This is a genomic window from Hyphomicrobium sp., assembly GCF_036833075.1.
Classification (GTDB): Bacteria; Pseudomonadota; Alphaproteobacteria; order Rhizobiales; family Hyphomicrobiaceae; genus Hyphomicrobium_C.
On the sequence record NZ_DAITQL010000001.1, the window covers coordinates 1 to 13,209 of the forward strand.

General features: G+C 67.3%; 14 protein-coding genes. 9 read left to right on the plus strand and 5 right to left on the minus strand.

Going from position 1 to position 13,209, the window contains the following annotated elements; genetic code table 11:
- The coding region (locus tag V7082_RS00005) for an ATP-binding protein (RefSeq protein ID WP_334145273.1) at nt 1–2,795 on the plus strand (2,795 nt) is incomplete at its 5' end.
- A 33-nt stretch (nt 2,796–2,828) separates the two neighbouring features.
- Nucleotides 2,829–3,080 carry a hypothetical protein gene (locus V7082_RS00010; protein WP_334145275.1) on the plus strand — a complete coding sequence of 84 codons (252 nt, stop codon included), beginning with the start codon at nt 2,829–2,831 and terminating at the stop codon, nt 3,078–3,080.
- Between the two features lie 428 nt (nt 3,081–3,508).
- Here V7082_RS00010 and V7082_RS00015 read toward each other — a convergent pair whose 3' ends face one another.
- A complete protein-coding gene (locus V7082_RS00015; protein ID WP_334145277.1) occupies nt 3,509–4,492 on the minus strand; it encodes a beta-ketoacyl-ACP synthase III in 984 nt (327 codons plus the stop codon).
- 130 nt (nt 4,493–4,622) lie between these two features.
- Here V7082_RS00015 and mutT point away from each other — a divergent pair, with 130 nt between their 5' ends.
- Nucleotides 4,623–5,030, plus strand: coding sequence for an 8-oxo-dGTP diphosphatase MutT (mutT, locus tag V7082_RS00020; protein ID WP_334145278.1), 408 nt, complete (start codon nt 4,623–4,625; stop codon nt 5,028–5,030).
- A gap of 15 nt (nt 5,031–5,045) precedes the next feature.
- Nucleotides 5,046–5,549 (plus strand): GNAT family N-acetyltransferase, encoded by a 504-nt coding sequence (locus V7082_RS00025; protein ID WP_334145279.1) that lies wholly within the window; start codon nt 5,046–5,048, stop codon nt 5,547–5,549.
- 33 nt (nt 5,550–5,582) lie between these two features.
- Here V7082_RS00025 and V7082_RS00030 read toward each other — a convergent pair whose 3' ends face one another.
- Entirely contained in the window at nt 5,583–6,470 is an 888-nt protein-coding gene (locus tag V7082_RS00030) for a methyltransferase domain-containing protein (RefSeq protein ID WP_334145281.1), read from the minus strand.
- Between the two features lie 92 nt (nt 6,471–6,562).
- On the opposite strand from V7082_RS00030, the gene V7082_RS00035 reads away from it, so the two are divergent.
- The 4 genes from V7082_RS00035 to V7082_RS00050 all read left to right on the plus strand — a co-directional run bounded on the left by V7082_RS00035 (nt 6,563) and on the right by V7082_RS00050 (nt 9,088).
- Nucleotides 6,563–7,363, plus strand: coding sequence for a ComF family protein (locus tag V7082_RS00035; RefSeq protein WP_334145282.1), 801 nt, complete (start codon nt 6,563–6,565; stop codon nt 7,361–7,363).
- Between the two features lie 121 nt (nt 7,364–7,484).
- Nucleotides 7,485–7,748, plus strand: coding sequence for a glutaredoxin 3 (gene grxC / locus V7082_RS00040; RefSeq protein WP_334145284.1), 264 nt, complete (start codon nt 7,485–7,487; stop codon nt 7,746–7,748).
- 6 nt (nt 7,749–7,754) lie between these two features.
- Nucleotides 7,755–8,627, plus strand: coding sequence for a carbon-nitrogen hydrolase family protein (locus V7082_RS00045; RefSeq protein ID WP_334145286.1), 873 nt, complete (start codon nt 7,755–7,757; stop codon nt 8,625–8,627).
- A complete protein-coding gene (locus tag V7082_RS00050) occupies nt 8,624–9,088 on the plus strand; it encodes a DUF1178 family protein (RefSeq protein WP_334145287.1) in 465 nt (154 codons plus the stop codon). Before V7082_RS00045 ends, V7082_RS00050 begins: the two co-directional genes overlap by 4 nt.
- 40 nt (nt 9,089–9,128) lie before the next feature.
- Here the strand turns inward: V7082_RS00050 and V7082_RS00055 are convergent, their stop codons facing one another.
- On the minus strand, nt 9,129–10,169 hold the full coding sequence (locus V7082_RS00055) for a protein-glutamate methylesterase/protein-glutamine glutaminase (protein WP_334145289.1): 1,041 nt from the start codon (nt 10,167–10,169) through the stop codon (nt 9,129–9,131).
- Between the two features lie 301 nt (nt 10,170–10,470).
- Here V7082_RS00055 and V7082_RS00060 point away from each other — a divergent pair, with 301 nt between their 5' ends.
- Nucleotides 10,471–10,863 (plus strand): response regulator, encoded by a 393-nt coding sequence (locus V7082_RS00060; protein ID WP_334145290.1) that lies wholly within the window; start codon nt 10,471–10,473, stop codon nt 10,861–10,863.
- Between the two features lie 76 nt (nt 10,864–10,939).
- Here the strand turns inward: V7082_RS00060 and V7082_RS00065 are convergent, their stop codons facing one another.
- A complete protein-coding gene (locus V7082_RS00065; protein WP_334145291.1) occupies nt 10,940–11,914 on the minus strand; it encodes a KpsF/GutQ family sugar-phosphate isomerase in 975 nt (324 codons plus the stop codon).
- A gap of 247 nt (nt 11,915–12,161) precedes the next feature.
- A complete protein-coding gene (locus tag V7082_RS00070) occupies nt 12,162–13,190 on the minus strand; it encodes an NAD-dependent epimerase (RefSeq protein WP_334145293.1) in 1,029 nt (342 codons plus the stop codon).
- Nucleotides 13,191–13,209 lie beyond the last annotated feature (19 nt).

Genomic DNA, 13,209 nt, shown 5'->3' on the forward strand with positions numbered 1-13,209 from the left:
ACCTCGAGCGCAAGGACCCGCGCATCGACCAGCGCGTCCGCCAGTACCTGTTCGGGCGCCCGCTCACCGCGCTTGCGCACCAGGCCGTGGCCGCCCTCGACCCCAACACGGGCGAGGACCGCGCCTTCGACATCATCACCGCGCTCGGCACGCTGATGTGGACGGTGGAGCGCGCCGCCCTCGTCTTCTCTATCGACCAGGTGGAGGACCTGCGCTTCTTCGACGACGCCGAGGAGCGTTTCCAGAAGGCCGCGCGCGACCTGATCCAGATCGCCAACCGCCTGCCCAACGCCATCATCATCATCTCGTGCCTCGAGGATTTCTACGGCCAGGTGCGCGGTGTCCTCGCTCAGTCCTATGTCGACCGCATCGAGAAGTCGGGCCCCGTGCCGCTCTTGGAGACGCGCACGCCGGAGGAGGCGCGCCTGATCATCGCCAGGCGCCTCGAGCACATGGCCGAAAGCGGCGCGGGCCTCGGCTTCCCGGATCCGGCGCAGTACTTCGGCCCCGACTTCTTCGAGGAGTTCGGCGGCCTCTCGACGCGCCGTCTTCTCGAGCACGCCCAGAGCCGCCTGCGCGACAAGGCGGCGCCAGAAGCCGAGGATGGGCCGACAGCGGACGCGGGCGGCTCGTGGACCTCCACGCTTGCCTCCGTGCTCGGCGGCATCTTCGGCTCGGGGGATGCTGGCGACACGCCCCGCCCGCTCGCTCCCTCAGTCGACTATCGCGACGCCTGGGAGCGCTTCCAGTCCGCCTCCGAGGCCGAGATCCCCTCCGACGAGAACGAGCTGATGGACGTGTTCGCATCCGCCCTCGCCCTCGCCAAGGAGGAATGGGGCAGCGCCGTCAAGCTCGCCGTCGGCCGCCTCGAGGTCTCCGACGAGGTGCCCGGCATCGACGTCCGCGTGAGCCACAAGTCCGGCCACATGAGCGACCTGCGCGTCTTCCTCTGCAACCGCCCGACGCAGGGCGGGGGCTTGAAGCGCCAGCTCGACAAGGTCCTGCCCATGACCGCGGGCAAGACCTGCGTCATGCTGCGCGCGAGCGATTATCCGCCGAACAAGAAGAACCAGACCGCCCAGGCGTTCCGCAAGTTCCGCGAGGGCGGCGGCCGCCTGTTCACGATCCCGATCCCGGAATGGGAGCGCATGATGATGGTGCGCGAGTTCCAGGCGCACTACAAGAACGACCGCGGCTTCCAGGCCTGGTTCGAGGACGCAAAGCTGCTCTCGAACATCATCTCGATCATCAACATCCTGAGGCTCGACCTCTTGGGCCGTGCGTTGCCGCGCAGCGTCCGCGAGGTCGAGGTGGCTGAGGAGGTGCCCGCCGGCGCCTCTCCGCCCGCAACGGCGGCCCGCCTGCCGGATCCGGCGTTGCCGCCGCCGTGGTCGCTCGGCGAGACGGCCGCCGAGCCCTTGCCCGCCAACGACGACGAGCTGCCGCTCTCCGTCATCCTCGACGAGACCGGAACCCACGGCAGCAGCATTCTCGCCGGACGCGAGATCGGCCGCGGCGCGAAGCCGGTGAGCCTCAACATGAACGTGCTGAAGCGTCACGCGGCGGTGCTCGGCGGCTCGGGCTCCGGTAAGACGACGTTGGCGCTGTGCCTCATCGAGCAGCTTCTTCTCAAGGGCATTCCGGCCGTCCTGATCGACCGCAAGGGCGACCTCTGCAGCTACGCCAATCCGGACGTCTGGCGCGCCAACGACGACGAGTACACCGAGCAGCGCGGCGAACGCGAGCGCCTGGCCGATGCGATCGACGTCGCCGTCTATACGCCGGGCCGCTCGTCGGGCCGGCCGATCTCGATCACGCTTCTGCCGAACGGCATCAACGAGCTTCCCGACCACGAGCAGCAGCTTCTGGCCAACCTGTCGGCCGCAGCCCTCGGCGACATGCTGCATCTGAAGAACTCGGCGACGCACCAGAAGCAGTCGGGAACGCTGTCGGTCGCGCTCCGCATCCTGGGCTCGCGCCACAGCCGCGAGGTGACGCTGGGCGATCTCATCAATCTGCTCGAGGACGAGGATCCCGAGCTGACGGATCTGACGCAGCGCATGGACCCCTCGGGCCGCATCCGCCGCGACCTCGTCGCTCAGCTCGACAGCTTGCGCCACCGCAACGCGGCCTTGTTCGAGGGCGGCGGCGAGAGCCTGCAGATGGAAAGCCTGCTCGGCCTCGGCCCCTACGCGCGCGACGGTCGGACGCGGCTCTCGGTCATCTACACGGGCTTCCTCGGCGACAACGAGAACATCCTGTTCTGGGTCTCGCAGTTCCTGTCGGAAGCGCTGCGCTTCTGCCAGCGCAACCCGAACGAGGAGCTGCAGGCCGTCGTCATGTTCGACGAGGCGGATCTCTACATCCCCGCCAATGCCAAGCCGGCGACGGCGGAGCCGCTGCAGAGCCTCTTGAAGCGCGCCCGCTCGGCCGGCCTCGGCCTGATGCTCGCCACGCAGTCGCCGGGCGACCTCGATTACAAGAGCCGCGACCAGATCACGAGCTGGTTCATCGGCCGCGTGCGCGAGGACACCGCATTGAGGAAGCTCAAGGCCGCCTTCCAGAGCGAGAGCGGTCTCGATCCCGCGGCCGTGCTCCCCGGGCAGACCGTCGGCGAGTTCCATCTCGTGCAGGAAGGCTTGGTGCGCGCGATGAAGGCGCAGCGCTCGCTGATCGAGGCCGAGCAGGTGCCCTTCGATCGCATCGAGCAGTTGGCCCATGAGACCAAGGGGCAGGACGAGCGCCAGCTCCGTCTGTTCGACGCGCTGCGAACCTGGACGGCGCGGCGGGGATAGGTCGGAGTCTGCCACTGCCCCCAGAAAAGATCTGTGGCTAATACGCAACAAAAAGGCGTTGACATGGCGCGTCCGGCCGGAATCGTGCGCCCTGAGGTATGGTTAAGTTGTGTCTGCGTTTTGCGGGATGTTACGGACGAAGTCTTTGAGCAAGAAATGAAAACGCAAATCAACGGCGGACCGGTTTTGCATTGCGGCAGCTCCAGCTCGCGCCGGCAAAACGACTTTGTGGCCAAATTGGGAATAACCCGTGAAGAAATAAGCTTCTTATTGTATTATGCCTGAGTTTCGCGGGTGAGGGGTCCTCGCGAAACGACAGGACACCGGCGAAGGGTGGACGGCTTCGCGGGTGAGTGCGTTGAGTGCGGGGTTTGTAGAGTCATGCTTGGCAGATCGTTTCTGATGTTGGTTGCGGCCACCTTGCTGGGTCCGGCCGTTGGTGTTGGACTCTTCGTCCTCCTCAATACGATGTAGCGCCGCGATGTGGCGTCGGGGCCGTGCGGTCCCTGATGCGGTCCATCGAGGGATAATCGCTTCCGGGTGTCGCTAGGCGCGCGCTTGCCGGCATTGGGCGAGCCGGTTTGCTCATCTGAGCGTAGACCCTGATCGCTTCGGACCGATCCGTCCGAAGCGTCATTCGTCGATCTCATCGAACGCTTTCGTGCTTGTCAACGCGGCGAGCGCGGTTTCTTTTCCATAGCGACAAACGCACTCTAAACCTCGAACACCATCGCGCCACCGGTCAGTCCGGCCCCTGCCGCCGACATCAGGAGGCGCGCGCCCGGCGGGAACGGCCGTCGCTCGGCTGCAAGCGACAGCGTGAGCGGAATGGTCGCCGCCGAGCTGTTGGCGAACAGCGCAACCGATGACAGCAGCTTCCCGTCCGGCACGCCGAGCTGCCGCTGCGCCGCCCCGATGATGCGCGCGTTGGCCTGATGCGGCACGAAGTGGTCGATCTCCGCGATGGCGAGCCCCGCCCGTGCGAGCGCCCTCTGCGACGCATCCGTCATGATCTTGACCGCGCGCGTGAACACGGCCCGCCCGTCGCGGATCTGCATGAGGCCCGCGTCGGGCCCGAGCCCGTCCACGAACGGCTGGCGGCTGCCGCCGGCCGGAATCTGGATCAGGTCGTAAGCCGCGCCGTCGCTCGTGAGGTGCAGTCCCCGCACGCCGGCCGTCGCCCGATCGGAGGGGACGAGCAGCGCCGCCCCCGCGCCGTCTCCGAACAGCACCGCGCTCACCGGGTCGTCGAGATTGAGCCGCCGCGAAAGGATGTTGGCCGCGATCACCAGCGCGGGCGCCCGGGCCTGGCGCACGAACCCGTCGGCGAAGGCCAGCGCATAGAGAAAGCCTCCGCACGCGCCCGCCATGTCGATGGCGCCGGCCCCCGTCGCGCCGAGCCGGTGCGCGACCAGCGGCGCGGTGGGGGGCAGCAGATGATCGGGCGTCGAGGTGGCGAGCACGAGAAGGCCGATCGTGCGCCGGTCGAGGCCGGCCCTTTCGAGCGCCATCTCGCCGGCCTTGAGGGCGAGGTCCGACAGGGCCTCCTCCGGCGCCGCGAAGCGCCGCTCGACGATCCCCGTGCGCCGCTCCGTCCAGCCCGGCTCGAGGCCGAGCCGCGCCTCGATTTCTGCATTTGTCACTCGCCGCTCGGGCGCATAGTGTCCAAGCGAAAGAAGTGCCGAAGACGCTGCCATGTCCCGTCCTGCCATGGCCCTTCCTATAGAGCGCCGCCGGAAAGACGGATACCCGGTTTCCTCGGTTTTCTGGCCGGTGGCGCGCCAAGGACAAGCGGCCGTTCCGCTCCCACAAGGTCCCCATTCCCTCATGACCAAGCCGATCCTTCTCGTTGCCGCCGCCGCGCTCGTCGACCCGGACAACCGTGTCCTCATCTGCAAGCGGCCCGAGGGCAAGACGCTGGCCGGCCTGTGGGAGTTTCCGGGCGGCAAGATCGACCGCGGCGAGACGCCGGAGGCGGCGCTGCGCCGCGAGCTCGGCGAGGAGCTCGGCATCGACGTGTGCGAGACCTGCCTTGCGCCCTTCACGTTCGCGAGCCACACGTACAAGGATTTCCACCTCCTGATGCCGCTCTTCCTATGCCGCAACTGGGACGGCGAGGTGGAGCCGCGCGAGGGGCAGGAGATCGCCTGGGTGCGCGCCAAGCGGCTCGCCGACTATCCGATGCCGCCCGCCGATACGCCGCTCGTCCCCTGGCTCCGCGATCTTTTGGGATAGGGGGCCGGCGTGCGCGTGGCGCTCAAGCACGGTGTCTGGCGGCCGGCGAGGGAGGCCGATCTCGCGGCGGTGGTGGCCATCGCCGACGTCGTCCACGTCGCCTACCCCGAGGACGCCCAGACGATTGCGGAGCGCCTCAGCCTCTATCCGGCCGGCTGCGCGCTTTTCGAGCGTGACGGCCGCCCCATGGCCTACACGCTCACCCATCCGTGGCGCTATGCGGCTCCGCCCGCGCTCAACGCCCGGCTTGGCGCGCTGCCCGATCGGCCGACGACCTATTACATCCACGACGTCGCGCTGCTGCCCGAGGCGCGCGGCGCGGGAGCGGCCGCCGCCATCGTCACGGCGATCGTCGCCGAGGCGGAACGGATTGCCGCTCCGAACCTGTCTCTGGTCGCCGTGAACAACTCGGTGCCGTTCTGGCGCCGCTTCGGCTTCGAGGTCACCGAAGCGCCCGGGCTTGCCACGAATCTCCTGACCTACGACGCCGACGCCCGCTTCATGGTGCGCCGGCTTTGAAGCCGCTCCGGGCGAAGGTCCGTTGGGCGAACGCTAAAGCTTCCGCTCCGGAACCCCCAGGGCCTCGGCGAGGCGGACCTGTGCCGAGCCCGGTTTGAGCGGCTTCTGCTGGCTCTCGTGCGGCGCCCAGGCCGTCAGCGTCAGGATCTCGAAGGTGGCCGGCACGCGTCCGTCGCCGAGCGCGAAGCGTTCGGCATAGATCTCGGCGGCCCGCATCAGGAGCCCGCGCGTCACCGGCACGCGCCGCCGCTCCGCCAGCATGTTGGAGGCCCCCATGCCCTTGAGGTCGCGCATCAGTGCGATCGGATCGGCATAGGTCACGCTAACCGTATCGGAATCGACGACCGGAAGCGCAAATCCGGCCCGCTGCAGAAGCCCGCCCAGATCGCGCACGTCGGCGAACGGGGCCACGCGCGGCGAGGCGCCCGACAGCACCTCGTCCTCGGCCGCAAGCCACGCTGCGCGCAGCTCCTGCAACGTGCGCCCGCCGAGCAATGCGGCGATAAGGAGCCCATCCGGCTTCAAGGCGTGCCGGATCTGGATCAGTACCCCCGGCAGGTCGTCGACGAGATGCAGCGAAAGCCCGGAGACGACGAGATCGAGGGAGGCCGGCGCGAAGGGAAGCGCGTCGAGCCCTGCCAGGACGCGCGGGGCAGGCGCGTCCGCAAGGAGGCGCAGGGCCGGATCGAGCGAGACCAGTTGGCCGATGTTGGGCAGCGCTCCGATCCGCCGCCCGAGCACGCCGTGATGGCAGCCGAGGTCGACGGCCGTGCCGAACTCGCGCCGCACTATGGCGAGCCGTTCCGCAAGGTCGTCCGCCACGCGCTCGAGCAGGAAGCCGTGCGCTGCGGCCGCGCCCGCCGCCCGGTTTCGCCGGGCCGTGAGCAACGTGCTGTCGAAGATGGGACGGGGTTCGGACATTCGGGATGTGGAGGCTCTTCGTTGCGCCGCGCCGGCCATGGTAGTCTTGATCCAGCTTAGCATGGCGAAACGCGGCCGAGGGAGGTCTTGCCGTGGCCGCAGGAAGCGGAGACGAGGGCACCGATCCGCCGGCGCCGGCCGGGGAGAGAGGCCTGCTCCGCCGGGCCTTCAGCGCACTGTCGGACGTCGTCATGCCGCCCGTGTGCCTGGTCTGCCGGGCTCCCATCGTCGGCCACGATGCACTCTGCGCCCGCTGCTGGCGCGAGATCGATTTCATCCGTCCGCCGCTGTGCGACCGGCTCGGCATCCCGCTGCCCTACGACACGGGTGGCACGATGATCTCGGCGGCCGCCGCGGCCGATCCTCCGCCCTATGACCGCGCCCGCGCCGTCGCCGCCTACGCGGGGTCCATGCGGATGCTGGTTCATGCCTTGAAGTTCCACGACCGCCACGATGTCCGCTGCCTGCTCGGCAAATGGCTCGTCGCGGCAGGGCGCGATCTCATGGCGGAGGCCGAGATCGTGGTTCCGGTCCCCCTGGCACGCCGGCGGCTCTTGGCGCGACGCTTCAACCAGGCAGCCCTTCTCGCCGGCGAGGTCGCGCGCCTCACGGGTCTCCGCTACGAGCCGCTGCTCCTCGAGCGCACGCGCGCGACCGCAAGCCAGGTCGGGCTCTCGCGCGGGCAGCGCGAGCGCAACGTGTCCGGTGCATTCGCTGTCCCCGCCCGTCTCGCCGTGCGCGCCAAGGGGCGCAGGATCCTGGTCGTCGATGACGTGATCACCACCGGATCGACGGTCGGCGCCTGTGCCCGCGCGCTCCGCCGGGCTGGCGCCGAGCGGGTCGACGTGCTGGCGCTCGCCCTCGTGACCGACCGGGGCCTCATTCCGGCCTGAGGCGGCGGTCGAGACTGGAAAAATGCCGCAAATCTTTGTGAAGGCGTCGTTCCGCTTTGCAGCGGCCGGGCGTGCCGCTACATTTCCATTGCGGAACGATCCGTCGAGGACCTGGGGAGACATGGCCAAAGTCACGATCTACACCACGATCCTTTGCCCCTATTGCCATATGGCGAAGGAGTTGCTGCGCGCCAAGTGCGTGGCCTTCGAGGAGGTGGACGTCACCGGCAAGGCGGCGTTGCGCGCCGAGATGAGCACCAGGGCCGGCGGCCGGCGCACGGTGCCCCAGATCTGGATCGGCGAGCATCACGTCGGCGGCTGCGACGATCTGATGTCGCTCGAGCGCAACGGCAAGCTCGACCCTCTCCTGGGCGCGGACAGCTGATCGCGCATGTCCAGGGTCTTTTCGTCAGGATCGTTGCGCGTAGGGCTGGTCCAGATGTGCTCGGGGCGCGATATCGCGCGCAACCTCCGCGACGCCGCCGCCTTGGTCCGCGAAGCGGCGGACGGCGGCGCAAGCTACGTGCAGACACCCGAGATGACGACGCTGATGGAGGTCGACCGCGAGCGGCTGTCCGCGCTCGCCGAGCCCGAGAGCGCCAATGCCGCCCTCGGAGAGCTCTCGGAGCTGGCGCGCGAGCTTGCGATCTGGCTGCACATCGGCTCGATGGTGGTCAAGGCGAGCCCCGACAAGCTCGCCAACCGGTCCTTCCTCATCTCGCCCAAGGGCGAGGTGGCGGCCCGTTACGACAAGATCCATATGTTCGACGTGGACCTCCCCAACGGCGAGGTCTACCGCGAGAGCGCGAGCTATACGCCGGGCACGAAGGCGGTGGTCGCGGCGCTCCCCTGGGGCGGGCTGGGTTTCTCGATCTGCTACGATCTGCGTTTTCCCTATCTCTATCGCGCGCTCGCCCAGGCCGGCGCCTCGTTCCTGGCGGTGCCGGCGGCGTTCACGCGCCTCACGGGCGAGGCCCACTGGGTGACGTTGCTGCGCGCGCGCGCCATCGAGGCCCAGTGCTTTGTCTTCGCCGCCGCCCAGAGCGGGCAGCACGAGCACGGCCGCGAGACGTTCGGCCACAGCCTGGTCGTCTCGCCGTGGGGCCAGGTCCTCGCGGAGGGGGGCGTTCACCCCTCGGTCATTTTTGCCGACGTAGACTTGTCGATGATCGGGGATGTCCGTTCGCGCGTACCATCCTTGCGGCACGACCGCACATTCACGATCGAGGCGGATGGAAAGGCCGCCCAAGAGGTCGCGTCATGATCAAGTTCAGCCTCATCTGCCATGAGGGCCACGAGTTCGAAGCCTGGTTCAAAAGCGGCACCGCTTGCGAAGCGCAGATCGCCCGGTCCCATGTCCAGTGCCCCCATTGCGGGAGCCACAGGGTCGATAAGGCCATCATGGCCCCGGCCGTCGCCAGGCGGGCCGGAAGCGACCGGTCTTGCGAAAGCGACAGGCCTTCCGAAGGCGGCTCCGCGCCTCCTCTAAACGCGTCTCTCCCTTCGCCCGAGCACTATCGGTTCCTGCGCAAGGTGCGCGACGAGATCCATGCCAAGGCGGAGTACGTCGGCGGCAGGTTCGCGGAGGAAGCGCGCAAGATCCACTTCAACGAAAGCGAGCAGCGCGGCATCTACGGCGAGGCGTCGGCCGACGAGGTGAAGGAGCTTGCCGAGGACGGCGTCCCCTTCATGCCCATGCCGCGCCTCCCCGAGGACCTGAACTAGGCTAGGGTTTGTCCGATCCGGCGGGAGCCGCGGGGGGTGTCTAGCATCCGAGTGCCGTGCGGATGCGCTGGCCGATCTGGTCGAGCGGCAGAACCTCGTCCGCGCCGCCCGCTTCGACCAGCGTGCGCGGCATGCCGTAAACGACGCAGGACGCCTGATCCTGGGAGATATTGTAGGCGCCGAGCTTGTGCAGCTTCGTGAGCTCGGCCGCGCCGTCGCCGCCCATCCCCGTCAGCATGACGCCGAGCACGTTCTTGTCGAAGGCGCCGCGTGCGCTTTCCGCGAGCACGTCGACGGAGGGCTTGTAGAGGCTCTCCCCATGATCGGAGGAGATCCTGATCTCGGTCGCGGTGACGCGCGTCTGCAGGCCGCCCGGCGAGATGTAGACGGTGCCTCTGGCGAGCGCCATGCCGTCTTCCGCTTCGACGACTCTGGGCTTGCAGGTGTCGTTCAGCCTCTGCGCCAGCGCCTTGGTGAAGTTCGGCGGCATGTGCTGGGCGATGACCACCGGGACGGGCAGGGCCTCCGGAAGCTGGGAGAGCACGGCTTGCAACGCCTGCGGTCCGCCGGTGCTCGAGCCGATGATGCAGATCTTGGCGTTGACGCGGATCCTGGCGTTGGCGCGCGCGGGAACGGGCGCGTGCGCCGGCCCGGTCGGCCGGGCGGGGAGCGCCCGGGCTGCCCGGCGCGCCTTTTGGCTCTTGGCCTCGACGGCGGCCCAGAGCGTCTCGTGGATACCCTCCGCACCGCGCGATTTCGGGATGAAGTCGACGGCGCCGAGCGCCAGCGCCTCGAGCGTAATCTCCGCGCCTTGCTCCGTTCTGGCCGAAAGCATGATCACGGAGGCCGTGGTCTGCCGGACGATCTCGCGCAGCGCGTCGATGCCGTTCATGACCGGCATGTCGATGTCGAGCGTCACCACGTCCGGCTTGAGCGCCAGCGCCTTCTCGATGGCGTCGCGCCCGTCGACGGCCGTGCCGACAACTTTGAAACGCGGATCGGATTCGATTTTCCGCGGCAGCACGCCGCGCATGAAGGCCGAGTCGTCCACGACCAGAACACGGACAAGGGGTGCGGACATTCGCGTGTTTCCTCGCCTGCGCCTCGGGCCCGGTGCACGACGTGTTCGGTTCGTCTGCGCGCGGAAGCGCCCAAAAATCCTTGGGACGCTCATCGTTAATCGGCAGAGATTGCAATTCCGTTACCCGTGTTCCGGAGGCGCTCGCCAAAAAAGTACGGCCACGGTCATGCGTAGAAAGAACCAGTTAAGACTATCGCAAGCAATCGCCACGCATACTCTGCGTGCACACAGAGCGCGTGGCGCACGTGACCCGAAAGGGTGAGTTGCCTGCGTGCGCGAAGGGTTGAAGGGGATAAGGGTTATGAGTGCGAACAGCATGCCTGTACTCGTTGTCGACGATTACAGCACCATGGTGCGGATCATTCGCAAGCTTCTGAAGCAGATCGGCTTCGAGAATGTCGATGAAGCCTCGAGTGGCGCGGCGGCTCTGGAGAAGATCAAGGCCAAGCAGTACGGGCTCATCATCTCGGACTGGAATATGGATCCCATGACGGGCTACGAGCTCCTGAAGGTCGTGCGCGCCGACCCGCAGATGGGCAAGACACCCTTCATTCTCGTCACCGCCGAATCCAAGCAGGACAATATCAACGCCGCCAAGAGCGCAGGCGTCAGCGGCTACATCATCAAGCCGTTCAACGAGAAGGTCCTGAAGGAGAAGATCGACCTGGCGCTCGCCGCCCCTGTTGCTGCCTGAAGAGGCCGACCGGCAGACCGAATTCGAAAAACCCCGGCCTGAAGCCCGGGGTTTTTTGTTCGTGCGCCGTGATGGCTTACATATAGCCGCGCTGCATCAGGTCCTTGGTGTGCAGCACGTCGACCACCGTCTCGCCGTCGACCACGACGACGTTGGCGATGCGCCGCTCCTTCATCAGCGAGACGGCGGTGCTCATCAGATCCTCGACGCTGACCGTGACCGGCCGCGTGGTCATGATCGCCTGCGCCGTCTTGTTGAACATATCCGGCGCGAAGGCGCGCCTGAGGTCGCCTTCGGTGATGAGGCCGAGCAGGCGTCTGGTGCCGTCCTCGATGACGACGACGCAGCCCCGCTGTCCTTCCGCAAGCTTGATCACCACGTGGCCGAGCAATTCATGAGGAGCAACCGCCGGCACCGTGTCCTTGAACTCTTCCGTGTATCGGCGCACCGAGGAGAGCAGGAGCCCGAGCCTCCCACCCGGGTGCAGCTTGCCGAAGTCGGAATCGACGAAAGACCGCTTCTCCATCAGCAGAACCGCGAGCACGTGGCCTGCCGCCAGCGTGATGACGGCGGACGAGGTCGGCGCCAGATTGTTGGGGCAGACCTCCTTGACCTTGGGGAGGCGAAGGCAGATGTCGGATTGCTGCGCAAGCCGGCTTTGCTCGTTCGCCGTCATGCAGATGACCTTGGTGCCGTTCGCGGCGCAGAACTCGAGCACCGGAAAAAGCTCCTTCGTCGCGCCCGAGTTCGAGATGGCGAGCACGACGTCTTGCGCCGTGATCATGCCGAGATCGCCATGGGAGGCTTCGGCCGCGTGCAGGAAGAAGGATGGCGTGCCGGTTGAGGCGAACGTTGCAGCCAGTTTGGCGCCGATGTGGCCCGACTTTCCGACGCCCGTCACGATGACCCGGCCCGGGCAGGCTTGAATGAGCCCGACGGCCGCGATCAAGCTGTCGTCGAAGCTGTCGCGCAGGAGCCGCATGGCGTCGATTTCCTCGTCGACGATGGAACGGGCTCGTTCCAGGGCCTGCGATAGGTGCTCTTGCCGCATCCGGAATGCCTTTGTCGGAGGACGCGCGACCGTGTGGATGATGGACGTGCGGAGGATAACGGTTACTGATCACCCCCGGATACCCCTGTCAAGACGGCGGGAATCGGGCCCGCGGCCTCCATCGCCGCTCATCCACTGGTGAAGTCGTGAGATGGACCGTGATCGCTTGGTTCTTCGTCCGAACGTCGCTCGCCGGTCGCATCGAAAACCCGGTGCGCGGCTCGGTTCGGACAAACACAACGACGCTCTAAATGCGATAATAGGCACGATACCAGGCGACGAAGTGCGAAATACCATCCGCAAGCGCCGTCTTGGGTCGGTAGCCGACCTCCCGCGCCAGATCGTCCACGTCCGCGGATGTGTCGGGCACGTCGCCGGGCTGCATCGGGAGCCACCGTTTTTTGGCGTCTTTTCCAAGCGCGGTCTCGAGCGTCGCGATCATCGTCATGAGATCGACGGGCTCCGAGTTGCCGATGTTGTACACTCGATAGGGCGCGCTGCTGGTTCCGGGATCCGGCGCAAGCCCCGACCACGTGGGATCGGGCGCGGCGACGTGCTCAGCTACCCGCAGAACGGCTTCCACCACGTCGTCGATATAGGTGAAATCGCGGCGCATGCGGCCGTCGTTGTAGACGTCGATCGGCTCGTCCGCGAGGATGGCGCGCGTGAACTTGAAGAGCGCCATGTCGGGCCGCCCCCAGGGCCCGTAGACGGTGAAGAAGCGCAGCCCCGTCGTCGGCATCCCGTAGAGATGGCTGTAGCAGTGGGCCATAAGCTCGTTGGCCTTCTTCGTCGCCGCATAGAGGCTCACCGGATGGTCGACGTTGTGGTGCACGGAGAACGGCATCAGCGTGTTGGCGCCGTAGACCGAGCTCGACGAGGCGTAGACGAGGTGGCTCGCCGCGTTGCGCCGGCAGCCTTCGAGAACGTTGCCGAACGCGACGAGATTGGAATCGACATAGGTCTCGGGGGCTTCGAGCGAGTAGCGCACACCCGCCTGCGCCGCCATGTGCAGGACGAGGGCCGGCCGCGTGTCGGCGAAGAGCGCCGCCGTGGCGCTGCGATCGGCAAGATCGATCTGATGGAACGCGAACCGTCCCGTCCGCTGCGCCGCGAGCACGTCGAGCCGCGCCGTTTTGAGCGCCGGATCGTAATACGGGTTGAGATTGTCGACGCCGATGACGGTCGCGCCCCGGTCGAGGAGCGCACGGGCGAGATGAAAGCCGATGAAACCGGCAGCGCCCGTGAGCAGGATCGGGCCGTCGCTGAATGACACGGGGGTGCGCGCCTCGCTT

Bases quoted from the DNA above. Each gene is read 5' to 3' on its own strand.
- V7082_RS00015 (WP_334145277.1), bottom strand. From the start codon at position 4,492: ATGGCAGCGTCTTCGGCACTTCTTTCGCTTGGACACTATGCGCCCGAG.
- mutT (WP_334145278.1), top strand. From the start codon at position 4,623: ATGACCAAGCCGATCCTTCTCGTTGCCGCCGCCGCGCTCGTCGACCCG.
- V7082_RS00030 (WP_334145281.1), bottom strand. From the start codon at position 6,470: ATGTCCGAACCCCGTCCCATCTTCGACAGCACGTTGCTCACGGCCCGG.
- grxC (WP_334145284.1), top strand. From the start codon at position 7,485: ATGGCCAAAGTCACGATCTACACCACGATCCTTTGCCCCTATTGCCAT.
- V7082_RS00045 (WP_334145286.1), top strand. From the start codon at position 7,755: ATGTCCAGGGTCTTTTCGTCAGGATCGTTGCGCGTAGGGCTGGTCCAG.
- V7082_RS00050 (WP_334145287.1), top strand. From the start codon at position 8,624: ATGATCAAGTTCAGCCTCATCTGCCATGAGGGCCACGAGTTCGAAGCC.
- V7082_RS00055 (WP_334145289.1), bottom strand. From the start codon at position 10,169: ATGTCCGCACCCCTTGTCCGTGTTCTGGTCGTGGACGACTCGGCCTTC.
- V7082_RS00060 (WP_334145290.1), top strand. From the start codon at position 10,471: ATGAGTGCGAACAGCATGCCTGTACTCGTTGTCGACGATTACAGCACC.
- V7082_RS00065 (WP_334145291.1), bottom strand. From the start codon at position 11,914: ATGCGGCAAGAGCACCTATCGCAGGCCCTGGAACGAGCCCGTTCCATC.